Below are 14,869 nucleotides of genomic sequence, written 5' to 3'. Positions count from 1 at the left end.
GAATTTTCTATCAAACAGACGGAAAACCTACATTCCCCTCCTATATAGAGAGTCAAATGACTCAACCTGAGCAATATATTGCTCAAACAGAAACTGTTAAGCATCATATGTGTTCTGCTTCTCTACCACGACCTCGGACGCTCCCCTCAATGACCATCCCTCCCCGCAGTCTGGCCTCGGCATTGTTTCCCGTCGGCCTGCTGTTGATCGCCATGGCCTCCATCCAGTCCGGCGCTTCGCTGGCCAAAAGCATGTTCCCCATCGTTGGCGCCCAAGGCACCACCACCCTGCGTCTGATTTTCGCCAGTGTGATCATGCTGCTTCTGTTACGCCCATGGCGCGCCAAGCTGACGGCCAAGTCCCTGCGCACCGTCGTCATCTATGGAATGGCGCTGGGCGGTATGAACTTCCTCTTCTATATGTCCTTGCGCACCGTGCCACTTGGCATCGCGGTAGCACTGGAATTCACCGGCCCACTTGCGGTCGCCATCTATGCTTCGCGCCGAGCAGTGGATTTCCTATGGATCGGGCTCGCCGTCGCGGGCCTTCTCTTATTGATCCCCATAGGAGAAACCAGCAACGGCATCGACTTGACCGGCGCAGCCTACGCCTTGGGCGCCGGCGTCTGCTGGGCACTCTACATTCTGTTTGGCCAGAAGGCCGGCAACGACAATGGCGTCCAAACCGCAGCCCTTGGTGTAATGATCGCGGCCTTGTTTGTTGCGCCGATCGGCATCGTCCACGCCGGTACTGCGCTACTGACGCCTGGATTGATCCCCGTCGCCATTGGTGTCGCCATTCTTTCCACGGCCTTACCCTACACCCTGGAAATGATCGCGCTCACTCGCCTGCCCGCCCGCACCTTCGGCACCCTGATGAGCATCGAACCTGCATTCGGCGCACTTTCGGGCCTGTTCTTCCTCCAGGAGCACCTCTCCCTGGCACAATGGCTGGCCATCAGCTGCATTATTCTGGCCTCCGCAGGCGCCACGCTGACGATGCGCAATGAAACCAAACCATTGGTGCCAGCGGACTGATCATCTTTAAAGGTAGCTCTGGTATTTCATGCCCATTTAGGCCATGTTTAGGCCTTGAACAAACGCCATTCATGGAGAACTTCGACACGGATGCCTGAACGCTACAATCGAGAGCGAGTAGAGCCTGCTTCGAGCCTTTTTGGCGAAGCGGCTATTAAGGATAGTGATGAAACGAATTTTGATACTGTTAATGGTCGTGGGCATTGCTGGCTGTGCTGCGACCACCAAGACAGAAGTGAAACGGGGCAAAAAAGGGCTGCATATCAACTGTTCCGGCCTGTCCTCCTCCTGGGACAAGTGCTACAGCAGCGCGACTAACTCATGTGGCGCCAAAGGCTACCGGGTGATCGCCAAATCCGGTGACAACTCCGAAGAGCCTGGCGACTACCCTTTTGGCCTCAACCCCGCAGGCTATACCAGCCGCAGTATGATCGTCATCTGTAAATGACCGACCGAGCAGTCCGCATCCGACTGCTCCCCCTTTCTTAAATTGCTGACATCGACCCGACCAATCACGACGCTGCGGCCACACTCCTGTTCGACAATAGAGCAACGGAGTTCCCATGACGCACAACCAGAAAATCATATTGGTCGTGGGTGCCGGTGCCAGCGCAGGCTTACGCGGCAGTGCGGGTTTCGTAGCGTTCGCTGGCGCCAAGCAAGGCGCGAGAATATCCACGTCGCCCATGCGGTGGCTGATGGCGCCATCAATACTGACTTCATTCGCGACAACTTCCCACAAAAACACGCCCAGAAAGATCAGGACGACATCCTCAATCCCGAACACATCGCCGACAACTACTGGTACCTGCACAACCAACCGCGTGACGCCTGGACCTTTGAGCTGGACGTGCGCCCCTGGAAAGCACGTCTGCATAACAATAAGCAGCGAATATCGACCATGAGTAAATCTCCGGAATTCCTCTTTGACCTTGGCAGCCCCGCCACTTACCTGGCCTACACCCAACTCCCCGCCCAGTGCGCCGAAACCGACGTACAGCTGGTGTGTCGCCCCATGCTGCTCGGCGACGTATTCAAAGCCATCGGCAATACCTCACCGATCAGCGTCCCGGCAAAGGGCCGTTACATGTTTGATGATTTGGCGCAATACGCCCAACGCTACACGTGACGCTTCAGTTCAACCCGCACTTATCTATCAACACCCCTGGTGCTGATGCGTGCCGTGACCGGCATGCAAATGCGCCAGCCCGAACGTTTCCAGGGCTTCATCGACTGTCTGTTCCGCGCCCACTGGGTCGAAGGTCATGACTTGGGTGATTCCGAGGTCGTGGGCGAGGGCCTGACCGAAGCAGGGTTCAACCCCGACAAAGTGCTGGTCCTGGCCAACGATGAAAGCGTAAAAGCCGCGCTCAAGGACAACACCGAACAAGCCGTGCAGCGCGGCGTGTCCGGTGCCCCCAGTATGTTTGTAGGCAACCCGCTGTTCTTCGGTCAGGACCGTCTGGACTTTGTGCGCGAAACCCTCAACCAGAGCCGATCAAATAGCCGCTGTACGCAGTTGCAACCACTCCAGCGCCGCACCGTTGAGTAACGGGCTCAAGCGCTCGCGGACTTCGGCGTGGTAGGCGTTGAACCACTCGCGCTCGTCCGCCGTCAGCAACGACACCTCCAGACAACGAGTGTCGATCGGGCACAAGGTCAAGGTTTCGAACTTGAGGAACTCACCAAACTCGGTCTTGCCCGCTTCACGGTTCAACACCAGGTTCTCGATGCGCACACCCCAACGGCCTGGGCGATAAGTGCCCGGCTCAATCGAGGTAATCATGCCTGGCTGCATCGCCGTTTGCGGCGCAGCGCCAGCCTGATAGGCGATCACCTGCGGGCCTTCATGCACATTCAGGAAATAACCTACGCCGTGACCGGTGCCGTGGCCGTAGTCCACACCTTCGGCCCAGATCGGCGCCCGCGCGATTGCATCCAACAGTGGCGACAAAATGCCTGTGGGGAAGTGCGCACGCGATAGGGCAATCACGCCCTTGAGCACCCGCGTGCAGTCGCGCTTTTGCTCTTCGCTCGGCGAGCCGATCGGCACCATCCGCGTGATATCGGTGGTGCCGCCCAGGTACTGGCCACCCGAGTCGATCAGCAGTAAGCCATCGCCTTCGATCAGCGCGTGCTCTTCGTCGGTGGCGTGGTAGTGCGGCATGGCGCCATTGGCGTTGAATGCGGCGATTGTATTAAAACTCAACGACACATAACCCGGACGACGGGCACGTGCGGCGGTCAGGTGTTCGTCGACGGTCAGCTCAGTGATGCGTTCACGACCCAGCGCACTGTCCAGCCAGGCAAAAAATTCGCACAACGCTGCGCCGTCCTGCTCCATGGCTTGGCGGATGTGCTCGGCGTCCGCCAGGCTTTTACGCGATTTGGCCAGTGTGGTCGGGTTCAGGCCTTCGATCAGCTTGACGCCGGCATCCAGGTTTTCCAGCAAGCCAGCCGTCACTCGCGCCGGGTCGACTTGCAGGCTCGCGCCCGAAGGCACGGCACGTAGCGCATCCGCCACTTCGCTGTAGTCGCGCAGGGTTACACCGTCCTGCTCAAGCGACGCGCGCAACTCGGCGTTAACCTTACTCAGCGCCACAAATAAAGTGGCCTGCTGCTGATTGACCAGGGCAAACGACACAAATACTGGGTTGAATGACACATCGCCGCCGCGCAGGTTGAACAACCAGGCGATGTCATCCAGGGTGGCAATGAAGTGCCAATCGGCGCCCTTCTCTTTCAAACGGGCGCGCAGCGTAGCGAGTTTCTCGCCACGACTGACGGTCGCCTGCGGTGGCAGGTGTTGATAAATCGGCTGGTTTGGCAACGTCGGGCGGTCTTGCCAGACTTCATTGAGCAGGTCGATATCGGTACGCAAACGCGCGCCGCGCTCGGCTAACTTGCCGCCCAAGGTCCGCGCCGAGGCCACGGCCATGACCGCGCCGTCCACCGCCACCACAGCGCCTTCCGGGGTTTGCTCGGCCAGCCACTCCAGCGGGCCGGGTTGACCGGGCTGCAATTTCACCAGTTCGATACCGCTGCCCTTGAGTTCCTTGGTCGCCTGTTCCCAGTAACGGCTATCGGCCCAGACGCCAGCGAAGTCTGCCGTGACAATCAAAGTGCCCACTGAGCCATGAAACCCCGACAACCATTGCCGCCCCTGCCAGTAACCCGGCAAGTACTCGGACAAATGCGGGTCGGCCGATGGCACCAGCAAGGCGTGGATGCCCTCGCGGCGCATCAGTTCACGTGTATGCGCCAGGCGCTGGGGAACCGTTCCATGGGTCAAAGGCTGAGTACTCATTGTGTCTCCTGCTAACCACTAATAATTGTTATGTGCTGCGAATGAAAAATCAGACGGCCCAGAACGCCGGTGCACTGGCGAGTGCGGCCTTGATCAGTTGCACAGCCTGGTCGATATCCTGTTCGGTGGTAAACCGGCCCAGACTCAAGCGAATGGTGCGGCTGGCGCTGCGCGCGTCATGACCCAGGGCCAGAAGCACGTGGGACGGCGCATTGCTCGCCGAGTTGCACGCCGAGGTCGCCGAAAAAGCGATGCCCGCGCTCAGTGCGGCGGAATTGAATTCACCTTCGCTGAACGTCAGGCTGAGAGTATGCGCAATGCGCTGCGTGGCGCTGCCATTAAGACGCACACCGGCCACCGATTCCAGCTGCTCGAGCAGACGCTGACGCAAGGCACCGATGGTGGCTTTTTCCTCCGTAAAGGACTGCGCCGCCAAGGCGAACGCAGCGCCCATGCCCGCAATCTGATGCGTTGCCAAGGTACCCGAGCGCAAACCGCCCTCGTGACCACCGCCATGCATCTGCGCCAACACTTTCTGCTGCGCGCGCGGGCCGACATACAGCGCGCCGATGCCCTTGGGGCCATATAGCTTGTGCGCGGAAAACGACATCAAGTCCACCGGCCATTCAGCCAGGTCGATCACCACTTTACCCGCTCCTTGCGCGGCATCCACGTGCAGCAGCGCGCCGTGTTCACGTACCCGTGCGCCGATGGAGGGGATGTCGTTCAAGGTGCCCAGTTCGTTATTCACCAGCATCAGGGACACCAGAAAGGTGTCTTCGCGCAGGGCTTCACTCACCGCCGTGGCGCTGATCAACCCGTCGGCGTCCGGCACCAGATAGGTCACGGCAACCCCGGCTTCCTGCAACTGCCGCGCCGTGTCCAGCGTGGCCTTGTGTTCGATCTGGCTGGTGATGATGTGCCCGCCTGCAACCCCGCGCGCTTGGGCCACGCCCTTGATCGCAAGGTTGTTGGATTCAGTCGCACCGGACGTCCAGACGATCTGCTCAGGGCTGGCCCCGACCAACTCGGCGACCTGGCGCCGTGCCTGTTCAACCGTTTGCCGGGCCGCTTGGCCGAACGCATGGGAACTGGACGCAGGGTTACCGAAATTGGCATTGAAGCCCAGACACTCGACCATCACCTGGATGACCCGCTCATCCACCGGCGTGGTGGCGGCGTAGTCGAAATACAAAGGACGTTTATTCATGAGGTTTAGGACTCGCAGAGCGTATTCCCGAGAGCAGCGTCTCAGGGGCATCAACCGGAACAGAGGTCGTCAGGTTTAACCGATCGAATGCCATTAAAGAAGAACCACTTTATGTAAATGTGCGTAGGAACGCTCCTGAAATTCAGCTTAACAGGCTGAAGTCGCCCAATGGCAAACAAAAAGCCCGAGGTTCCTTAAGGGAATCCTCGGGCTTTTTGTCGCTGAGCGCCGGTTCAACTCGGACGACCTTGCAAGGCCACGCTGCGTTCGGCGTTCATTTCGCCTTGGTGATCAAAGTCGAAGGTCTTGTGTGGCTGACCGGTCAGTGCGGCGCGTTGCTGTTGGTATTCGTCAAACGACAGGCCACGACGGCTCAGTGCCTCCAAAGCAAGCTGCTTAGTTTCTTCTGCAGTGTAGGGGCGCGCTTCAGGTAATGGATGTGTCGCACAACCGGCAAGGATGGAGCTGACTACTACTAAGGAAACAGCCAAAAAGCGGTTCATGGTGAGGGCCCTGCGAAGGAGGTTTCGAGTCAATGAACACAGGCTACTCTCGCCCTGGCACGCTGAAAAATCATCGTCCGTGATAGTCGCTATCAACCATTCAGACACCTGCAATAGCCACCACTTAATATTCACTTATGATCTATAAATATTCAAATAAGTAAATTTACGGAATAAGCGTAACCCTCTATAAATGGCATCACATCGGATAACGCTGTTCGCCACGCAGCGGTTGCCCAGGCGACAGCCATTCAACAAAACACCAGACGGCCAACCGCTTCACGTTTCAGCAGTGAGCCTCAAGCCCTCACCCATCAAGGCCTGGATTTGTGCAGCCGCCGGTTTGAAGTCGCAGGAGCGCGGTCCACCCACGCCTCGCGTCGCCTGGATCGCCAGTGGCGCAAGCTGTCCACGCAAACCTTGCACCACCCTGCCGATTCCAACGCTCTACTCTTAAGAGAGGTGCCCATGCAGCTGTTAACCCTACCGCCCTCGCCCGCCCTCGCGACCTCGATCCGCGCCACGGCCCAGGTCTTCGAAGATCCCAAATCCCAGACGCTGCTCGACCACATCCAGCAAGTGGCGCCCAGCGAAGCCAGTGTGCTGATCATCGGCGAAACCGGCACCGGTAAAGAGCTGGTGGCGCGCCACATCCATAATCTGAGTGCGCGGTGCAACCGGCCGTTCGTGGCGGTCAACTGCGGCGCGTTCTCTGAATCCCTGGTGGAAGCCGAACTGTTCGGCCATGAAAAAGGCGCGTTTACCGGCGCCTTCAGCGCCAAAGCCGGCTGGTTCGAAGAGGCGGACGGCGGCACCTTGTTTCTGGATGAAATCGGCGATCTGCCGATGGCGATCCAGGTCAAGTTGCTGCGCGTGTTGCAGGAACGCGAAGTGGTGCGCCTGGGTTCGCGCAAGAGCATTCCAATTGATGTACGCGTACTGGCCGCCACCAACGTACAGCTAGAAAAAGCCATCAACGCCGGGCATTTTCGCGAAGACCTCTATTACCGTCTCGACGTCGTCAGCCTGGCGCTGAGCCCGCTGCGCGAACGGCCGGGCGATATTCTGCCGCTGACCCGGCACTTCATCGAAGCCTACAGCCAGCGCTTGGGTTACGGCCCGATCACCATCAGCCGCGAGGCCGAGCACAAGCTCAAGAGCTACAACTGGCCGGGCAATATTCGCGAGTTGGAAAACGTGATCCACCACACCCTGCTGATCTGCCGCAACGGTGTGATCGATCGCGATGATCTGCGCCTGTCGAACCTACGCATCGAGCGCCAGGACGACAGCCAGCACGACATCGACAACAGCGCCGCAGCGTTGCTGGCGCGCGCCTTTCAAAAGCTCTTTGAGGAACAGGCCGGCGCCCTGCATGAAAAGGTCGAAGACGCGTTATTGCGCGCCGCCTACCGCTTCAGTCACTGCAACCAGGTGCACACCGCCAACCTGCTGGGCCTGAGCCGCAACGTCACGCGCACGCGCCTGATCAAGATCGGTGAGTTGGCGGTGAACAAGCGCCGGCCCGGGGAAAACGTACAGGGCGAGCGCATGCTGCACTTATCCATTTAGGCGGCAGTGCAACGCATTGTCATGGCTGCGCTCAAAACTACGCAGCACCTGGAACGAACCAAAGGTCACCGCCGTGGCCTGATGGGCGCGGATCAGCGTCCAGAAATCTTCCTCGCCGTGCTCAAAGCATTTGAAGGCCGCCTCGCCCTCCTCGCGCGAGCGCCATTGCAGGTAACTGAGCACCCGCCGCCCGTCATCGCTGACTTGCACACTCGCATTGATAAAGCCGCCATGGCCCTGGGCCAAGCGCTCGCTTTGGGTGGACAACGCCGCCACCAGCGCCAGTTGTTGTTGGGGCTCGATCTGAAACTCGATCAGTTGAGTGAAACTGCGATTTTTCTCTGATACCACCATGAACACTCTCCTATCTTTGTAGGCAGAATCTTGCGATTCGATGCCACGAAGGGTAAAACCTCTAGTTAAGTCAAGGTCAAGCGTTGTTTCGGAGTTTTTCATGCTCAACAAAGCACTTACCGTCGGCCAATTGGCCGCCCGCAGTGGTGTAGCGGTCACGGCTCTGCACTTCTATGAAGCCAAAGGGTTGATCAAGAGCAATCGCAATGCTGGCAACCAGCGGCGCTACCCACGGGATGTATTGCGCCGAGTGGTGGTCATCAAAATCGCCCAGCGCTTGGGGATTCCGCTGGCAACGATTGGCGAGGCGTTGCAGACGTTGCCGGATGGGCGCACGCCCACCACTGAAGACTGGGAACGGTTGTCGGCGCTGTGGCGCGAGGACCTGGATGATCGCATCAACAAGTTGATGCTGCTGCGCGACAAGCTCAGTGGATGTATCGGGTGTGGGTGCCTGTCGCTGGAGGCGTGCCCGTTGCGTAATCAGGGGGACCAGCTTGGTGAGCGCGGGCCGGGCGCGCAGCTGTTAGAACCCACCGAAAAAAATGAAGTAAAAGCCCGATTACGGTTGCCTGGCCAACACCTCGTCGGCTAACCGCAGGCCACGCGATACGTGGCCTATAGTGAAAACTCCTGCCTGCACAATGACGATCAAGGAGAACGACATGAGCGTCAAACCTATCCCTGAGGGTTATCACAGCGTCACGCCTTATATGGGCATCGACAACGCCGCCCAAGCCATCGACTTCTACCAGAAAGCCTTCGGCGCCACACAGGTCATGCGCCTGGACATGCCCGATGGCAAAGTCGGCCATGCCGAGCTGCGTATTGGCGACTCGGCAATCATGCTCGGCTCACCCTGCGCTGACATGGCCCTGCGCAACCCGGCGGAACACACCAGTGTCGGCCTGCACCTGTATGTGAACGATGTGGATGCGCAATTCAAACAAGCCGTTGCAGCAGGCGCCAGCGTAGTGTCCGAGCCAAAGGATCAGTTCTACGGCGACCGCTCAGCGAGTGTGAAAGATCCCTTCGGCCACCTGTGGTTCCTGGCTACGCGCAAGGAAGACCTGACAGAGGAGCAGATCCGTCAGCGAGCCATGGAGATGTTCAAGCAAGGCTGAAATCTCAACAGCAATATATATGCAATGTGAGAGCTGGCTTGTGTAGAAGCTGGCTTGCCTGCGATGGCCGTAGGTATTTACACATCTTTTTTTACGGTTGAGTGCTGTGGTTATCACGGGGCCGCTGGGTACATATCCGTTATTTGGGTGATGGCTGATATTGGTTCCGCTCTTACAGCGGGTCACTTTTGGAACAGAGCCCCCAAAGCATCACGAAGCGGGCCGCCGCGATGGCCCGCTCCGTAATACCTGCGTTCGGCCAGCGTGGTTTAACGGGGCGCCTCAGATCAAGATCAAAAGCAAGAGCACGGCGGCCTAGTAGCCGACCTGATCTTGGTGGCTGAACTCAATCTAATGTGGGAGCGGGCTTGCTCGCGAATGCGGTGGGTCAGCTACAAGTGAGTTGACTGACCCACCGCATTGGCGAGCAAGCCCGCACAGTTGGATCTCAGTACATCAAGCAGAGAGTGTGCTGCTGTGCTTTTGCCTTGCTTTTGCTTCAACCACTCAGGTCGGCTACTAGGCCGCCGTGCTCTTGCTTTTGATCTGCTTTTGATCTTGATCTGACAGCCCCCGTTAACCACAATGGCCGGAGTAAGGGCATGCCAAGCCTAAACGAGGCACCGAGTGGTGGGGCAAAGCGTTTTTTGGTTACTTTTTTAGGCGTTTGTAAAATAGTGACTCGCTGTAAGAGCGAAACCATAAGCGGCCGTTACCGCAGCAACGGATATGTACTCAACCTACCTAAACTCCTCACAAGCTCAGAGCAACACAAAGAGTTGCGTAGATACCTATGCTGCAATGGCATCACCGCAGTCTTCCTGAAACACCGCGCCGTCTTTATCGCAGATCAAGCCAGCTCCCACAGGTGCCCTCATTGTTTGACCGAGTGAGGCTCCTACACATTTCATGAACAACCCCTCCACGCTTTCCCCCTTGCCCAGGACGTCAGGTGATTCCAGGATGCAGTCAATCATCACAAGGACTCATTCCATGTTCGCCGGATTTCAAAAAGACCAGTGCCACGTCAATGGCGTGAACATCAGCTACCGTCAAGGCGGTACAGGTTCCGGTCTGCTCCTGCTGCACGGGCACCCGCAAACCCACTTCATCTGGCACAAAGTTGCCGAACAGCTGGCCGAGCACTTCACCGTGGTCGCTGCCGACCTGCGCGGTTATGGCGACAGCAGCAAGCCGCCAGCCGATGACCAACACGCCAACTACTCGAAACGCGAAATGGCCCGCGACGGCGTCGAGCTGATGCAGACCTTAGGCTTCGATACGTTTTTGGTGCTGGCCCATGACCGGGGCGCCCGCGTTGCACATCGCCTGGCGCTGGATCATCCAAAAGCGGTAAACCGCATGGTGTTGCTGGATATCGCACCGACCCTGTCGATGTACGCCCAGACCGACGAAGCCTTCGCCCGCGCCTACTGGCACTGGTTCTTCCTGATCCGCCCGGCGCCGTTGCCGGAAGCCTTGATCGAGAGTAACCCCGAGCTGTACCTGCGCAGCGTGATGGGCAGCCGCAGCGCCGGGCTCAAGCCATTCACCGATGAGGCGTTCGCCGAATACCTGCGCTGCCTGCAACTGCCGGGCACTGCGCGCGGCATCTGCGAAGACTACCGCGCCGCCGCCGGTATCGACCTTGAGCATGACCAGGCGGACATCGACGCCGGCAACCACTTGAACCTGCCGTTGCTGGTGATGTGGGGCGCCGAAGGCACCGTCGGGCGCTGTTTCGAGCCGCTCAAAGAATGGCAAAAAGTCGCCACCGACGTGCGTGGCAAAGCCCTGCCGGCCGGCCATTACATTGCCGAAGAAGTCCCTGAATTGTTGCTCGGCGAAGTCCTGAGCTTTCTTCGCTAAAGCCATTGCCCTGAACCCCGTAGCTGCGTGACCTGAAACACCCGTCTCGCAGGCTGCCAGGCCTCGGTGGTGATGGTAATGATCCTGGCCGTCGACCGATTTATGGCTGAATGTCGCTCGCTGACCAACATCATCGGCAACGCCTCGGCGGCACTGGTGATTGCAGCGCGCGAAGGTGAATTCGATCACGAGAACATGGCGCCTGTCGCCCTCAACCGCGGTCGGCATTCGCGCTGCGGCACAGGCCAAGATCGCTGGCGAGCAAACACCGATGCTATTCTGGCCGCTCATGCCGCCACGCCTGTTTCTGATGACTCATAAGAAAGATACCGTGCCGCTGCCCGAAGACCTGCGGGTGTTTCTCACCGTAATCCGCAAGGCCGGCTTCGCTGCCGCCGCCGATGAGCTGGGGCTGTCGCCTGCGTATGTGAGCAAGCGCATCCAGATCCTCGAAACCACCCTGGCCACCCGCCTGTTGCACCGCACCAGCCGGCGCATCGCCCTGACCGAAGACGGTGACCGGGTGCAGCGCTGGGCCGTGCGCATCCTCGAAGATTTCCAGCAACTCGCGGATGAACTCTCCGACGCCCACGACAGCCCGAGCGGCCATCTGCACCTGTGCAGCAGCTTCGGCTTTGGCCGCAATCACGTAGCACCGGCCCTGTCGTTACTGGCCGAACAGTACCCGGACCTGGAAATCCGCCTGGACCTGTTCGACCGCGTGGTGGACATCATCAACGAAGGCTTCGACCTCGAGATTCGGGTAGGCGATGACATCCCCGGCCAGCACATCGGCCGCCGCCTGGTGAGCAACCGCCGAGTGCTGTGCGCCGCGCCGGCGTATCTCAAGCGCCGTGGCACGCCACAGCAGTTGAGCGACCTGGAACAACACGACTGCTTGGTAATCAAGGAACGCGACAACGCCTTCGGCATCTGGAACCTGGAGCGTGACGGCGCCCCTGAGAGCGTGCGCGTGCGCGGGCCGCTGTCTTCCAACAATGGCGAAATCGTACTGCAGTGGGCCCTGGACGGCCGCGGCGTATTGCTGCGGTCGATGTGGGACGTGAAGCCGTTGCTGGAACAGGGCAAGCTGGTGCAAGTGCTGCACGACTACACCCAGAGTGCCAACGTGTGGGCGGTGTACCCGACACGCTTGGCCTACTCTGGGAAATTAAGAGCCTGTGTGGAGTTTTTGCAGGAGCACTTCAAGGGGTTGTCGATTTGATACGGCGGTGGGCATTGATTGTTTCTGTGTCTTTTTTATCTTCAGGGTCGTACTTCCACACTTCTTCGCCAACGGCATCCTGAAGGTCGTATATAGATAAAGCCCCAATACGTGGGAGATATTAGGGATGTAAGGTGTGCCATGAGGTGGAGTTTTTAACACTGTTTCGCCTCAGCGTGGACATCGGTGGATGGCCCGTCATCATCTCTCTATCAAGGGTGTATGAAATACAAATTGGACATGGAACCGGGGATTTTTTTGGCTTTTTTCCAGTTTCAAGTACTCGTTGAACTCATGATCCAAAGCCTCTTTTCTGGTGTATTTTTTGTGTCTTTTCGGCAACTCACATGCGTATATGTACAGACGCCATGCGTCGAAGCCGTCGACCCTTCCGTCAGGGCCATAATCAAAGTCGATACATATTCCGGATAGGTAAACACAGCAGCCAATTCCGTGCAGCTCGTAGGTGACATCACCAATAACCATACCGCACCGCGGTTTTTTTTGGATTCGCCACAGTCTGAGAATATTTTTAGTACCACATGAGTACTCAAGCAAGTCAGTCGCCTTTTTTACTTGTTCTAAATACTCAGCGATCAAACTTTCAAGCGTATGAGCTTTCATCGTCTTGGCCTATCCAACCTATCCAGTCCAACTGTATTTGACGCTTCCACCACGTCCTTGATGCTATTAAACACGCTTTGTGGCTTTCTATATTCTCAATCAATTTTATGGTGACGACCGTATGTGTTTGCCTTGCGACTGCAGTTCGATGGGCCTTCAAGACTGGATTTTTGGAGGTCGTCTTTCTAAGACTCGCTGGCTAATCGGTAGATGTTGGCGAGATACTCACGAGGAAGTATTATTCCAGTTTCCGAAACGAGCGCTGACTCATTAGTTTTTATTCACAAATATTTGCGAAGTCAATATCGCCCTAAAATTAAAGGCATGCGATCCATGTCCTCGGTTCCGACACGATGTAGGTGTGCTGAGGAAATTCGGAGATGATTTTGACCGCCTGACGCAGGTCTTCATGATCGACTGAATAACCCTTCAAGCATGCGTCGCCGACGAAGTACAGCTTATCGTTGGTTACTTTGTTGATCTCTTCGGTCACTAACGATAGGGCCACGTCTGAGGTTTGACGTCCAAAGTTGATGCTGTTTTTAACGTGCTCCAGGCAATTTGGCTCCCTGAGAAAGGCATTGTCTCATTGATGCAATCGACTATCGCATCATGCTCAGCCTCAGAAAGAACGGTGAATTTTATATTGAGTTTTTAAAGCCGTTTATCAGTCACCCATCAAAATAGTTCATTTTTTTCGCGCCTTTTGGTCAGTTTATGTACCATTTTTTAGTTTGCACTTAAGAAATAATTCGGCATTTTCTGCTTGACAGACCAGACATTTATATGAGTGCCGCCTCTATCGTCTCGCAGCAGCCCCAGAACTCTCGAAGCGGTTTTGGCTGTTTAAACGCGAGACCCTTATTGGGGCTGCTTCGCAGCCAAGCACGAGCACACTCGTTGTGCCCACAGCTTACGATTTATTCGGTTATTTCTAAGTTGTAACGCTTAAGGCACTCCAGCAGCACTTTCATAAATTGTCTTTTATCAAAGATTTCATCATTAAAATAAGTGTCAAAAAGATAAAATACAGATTCGAAATCTTCATCTGTATCTAGAAAATGGCTTAGCGTGTCGACATACCATTGACGCTCCTCTGGCTTATAAGATAAGTACTCTGACTTAGTTAGCCCATCAAAAAGCTCAGACAGTTCTTTTTTATCGTTTATGTCTTTTGAGACGATGAAACATTCTCTGTCTGGGTCGTCGTAATTCTCAATGCAATAAGTGAAAAGTAAGCTTCTGAGTATTGACAGCTTTGGTGGTCGCTTCATATTAGAACTCCGTGAACGCGGTAATTGGATTTCCATCCTTATCTAGAATTACTCTGGCTTTCGTTTGCTTCCCATATTGAAGGTTTTGTTTTTTGTAGCCTTCTCCAATTATTCTTCCCATTTCCATGGGCTCTCGGGAGGTTTCTAGATTGGTGCGGCGGAAAATAAGTTGTGCGCGATAGATCGCATTTAGCTGGTCCCTATGACTGAGGAATCGAGTTGCTGCACTCGGTATTTTGGGTTCCCCTTTCTTTTTGCCATCTAAGTATCTTTCCATTACCCCTGTGCTAGGGTTTTTTGCCGTTTGCACCCTTTCATGTTGAGAATCCAGCGTAGTTTGTGCCCCATGCTTTTCCAGAAAGTGCGCGTTTGGATGTGCTGTTTCAATTTCTTCTAAACGCCGGTGCGCGCTTTTTTCTGCAATCTCATCAATTCTCGCCTGTCGCTCTACGCGTGTCAGCTGCGGTAAAGCGGGTTCCCCGTGTTCAACCCCTGCTTTCGGATTTTGAACAGAACTGTCTGGCTTGCATCCATCCGCGCCGGGACATGTGTTCAGGCCTAGCGGATCTACCCATCCCGTAGGGTTGGGCACGTACTGGTACGCGTTGATGCCACCCGCCAGCTTCACCGGGTCCGGCGTCAGGTAACGACCAATATCTGGATTGTAGTAGCGATGGCGGTTGTAGTGCAGCCCGCTTTCTTGGTCGAAGTATTGGCCTTGGAAGCGTAGCGGGTTGTCGATCTTGTTTATGTCGAGGCGGCTGATTTGG

15 protein-coding genes and 2 pseudogenes are annotated in these 14,869 nt (G+C 56.5%); 10 read left to right on the top strand and 7 right to left on the bottom strand.

The genetic code is table 11. The annotated features are described in order from the left end of the window. Positions 1–149 precede the first annotated feature (149 nt). From rhtA to FW764_RS27780, 4 genes and pseudogenes are all read left to right on the top strand, one after another. Entirely contained in the window at positions 150–1,037 is an 888-nt protein-coding gene (gene rhtA / locus FW764_RS27795) for a threonine/homoserine exporter RhtA (protein ID WP_446436685.1), read from the top strand. A 166-nt stretch (positions 1,038–1,203) separates the two neighbouring features. After that, entirely contained in the window at positions 1,204–1,485 is a 282-nt protein-coding gene (locus FW764_RS27790) for a hypothetical protein (protein WP_446436684.1), read from the top strand. Positions 1,486–1,627: 142 nt separating this feature from the next. Then, positions 1,628–1,908: pseudogene (locus FW764_RS27785) on the top strand (glucose 1-dehydrogenase); the annotation flags it as partial. 30 nt (positions 1,909–1,938) lie between these two features. After that, a pseudogene (locus FW764_RS27780) lies at positions 1,939–2,589 on the top strand (2-hydroxychromene-2-carboxylate isomerase). Here the strand turns inward: FW764_RS27780 and FW764_RS27775 are convergent. The 3 genes from FW764_RS27775 to FW764_RS27765 all read right to left on the bottom strand — a co-directional run bounded on the left by FW764_RS27775 (position 2,536) and on the right by FW764_RS27765 (position 6,057). Beyond that, positions 2,536–4,344, bottom strand: coding sequence for an aminopeptidase P family protein (locus FW764_RS27775; protein WP_446436683.1), 1,809 nt, complete (start codon positions 4,342–4,344; stop codon positions 2,536–2,538). The pseudogene FW764_RS27780 and the gene FW764_RS27775 sit on opposite strands and share 54 nt — an antisense overlap. 49 nt (positions 4,345–4,393) lie before the next feature. Further along, positions 4,394–5,554, bottom strand: a complete 1,161-nt coding sequence (locus FW764_RS27770; protein WP_446436682.1) for a cysteine desulfurase family protein — start codon at positions 5,552–5,554, stop codon at positions 4,394–4,396. A gap of 233 nt (positions 5,555–5,787) precedes the next feature. After that, entirely contained in the window at positions 5,788–6,057 is a 270-nt protein-coding gene (locus FW764_RS27765) for a hypothetical protein (RefSeq protein WP_446436681.1), read from the bottom strand. Positions 6,058–6,525: 468 nt separating this feature from the next. Here FW764_RS27765 and FW764_RS27760 point away from each other — a divergent pair, with 468 nt between their 5' ends. Then, positions 6,526–7,629, top strand: coding sequence for a sigma-54 interaction domain-containing protein (locus FW764_RS27760; protein ID WP_446436680.1), 1,104 nt, complete (start codon positions 6,526–6,528; stop codon positions 7,627–7,629). Here the strand turns inward: FW764_RS27760 and FW764_RS27755 are convergent. Further along, entirely contained in the window at positions 7,618–7,983 is a 366-nt protein-coding gene (locus FW764_RS27755; protein WP_446436679.1) for an antibiotic biosynthesis monooxygenase, read from the bottom strand. The two genes, FW764_RS27760 and FW764_RS27755, sit on opposite strands and share 12 nt — an antisense overlap. Positions 7,984–8,083: 100 nt before the next feature. Between FW764_RS27755 and soxR the strand changes: the two genes are divergently transcribed. The 5 genes from soxR (at position 8,084) to FW764_RS27730 (ending at position 12,201) form a co-directional block, all read left to right on the top strand. Next, on the top strand, positions 8,084–8,578 hold the full coding sequence (gene soxR / locus FW764_RS27750; RefSeq protein ID WP_446436678.1) for a redox-sensitive transcriptional activator SoxR: 495 nt from the start codon (positions 8,084–8,086) through the stop codon (positions 8,576–8,578). 70 nt (positions 8,579–8,648) lie between these two features. Beyond that, positions 8,649–9,107, top strand: coding sequence for a VOC family protein (locus tag FW764_RS27745; protein ID WP_446436677.1), 459 nt, complete (start codon positions 8,649–8,651; stop codon positions 9,105–9,107). Between the two features lie 993 nt (positions 9,108–10,100). Beyond that, positions 10,101–10,976: an alpha/beta fold hydrolase gene (locus FW764_RS27740; protein ID WP_446436676.1), complete on the top strand. Its 876-nt coding sequence runs from the start codon at positions 10,101–10,103 to the stop codon at positions 10,974–10,976. Positions 10,977–11,054: 78 nt separating this feature from the next. Next, on the top strand, positions 11,055–11,297 hold the full coding sequence (locus FW764_RS27735) for a hypothetical protein (RefSeq protein WP_446436675.1): 243 nt from the start codon (positions 11,055–11,057) through the stop codon (positions 11,295–11,297). Continuing rightward, the gene (locus FW764_RS27730) at positions 11,287–12,201 is read left to right on the top strand and encodes a LysR substrate-binding domain-containing protein (RefSeq protein ID WP_446436674.1); all 915 of its coding nucleotides are present in this window, start codon (positions 11,287–11,289) and stop codon (positions 12,199–12,201) included. Before FW764_RS27735 ends, FW764_RS27730 begins: the two co-directional genes overlap by 11 nt. Before the next feature lie 201 nt (positions 12,202–12,402). On the opposite strand, the gene FW764_RS27725 is transcribed toward FW764_RS27730, so the two are convergent. The 3 genes from FW764_RS27725 to FW764_RS27715 all read right to left on the bottom strand — a co-directional run. After that, positions 12,403–12,825 carry a DUF6896 domain-containing protein gene (locus FW764_RS27725; protein ID WP_446436673.1) on the bottom strand — a complete coding sequence of 141 codons (423 nt, stop codon included), beginning with the start codon at positions 12,823–12,825 and terminating at the stop codon, positions 12,403–12,405. Between the two features lie 920 nt (positions 12,826–13,745). Continuing rightward, positions 13,746–14,099 carry a hypothetical protein gene (locus FW764_RS27720; protein ID WP_446436672.1) on the bottom strand — a complete coding sequence of 118 codons (354 nt, stop codon included), beginning with the start codon at positions 14,097–14,099 and terminating at the stop codon, positions 13,746–13,748. Between the two features lies 1 nt (position 14,100). Beyond that, positions 14,101–14,869 (bottom strand): RHS repeat-associated core domain-containing protein (locus FW764_RS27715; RefSeq protein ID WP_446436671.1); only part of this gene is annotated, 769 nt, incomplete at its 5' end.

The sequence above is a fragment of the Pseudomonas sp. 1152_12 genome, from assembly GCF_052850675.1.
The sequence above is the reverse complement of the archived record's forward strand: the minus strand, read 5'-3'. Positions and strand labels throughout refer to the sequence as shown.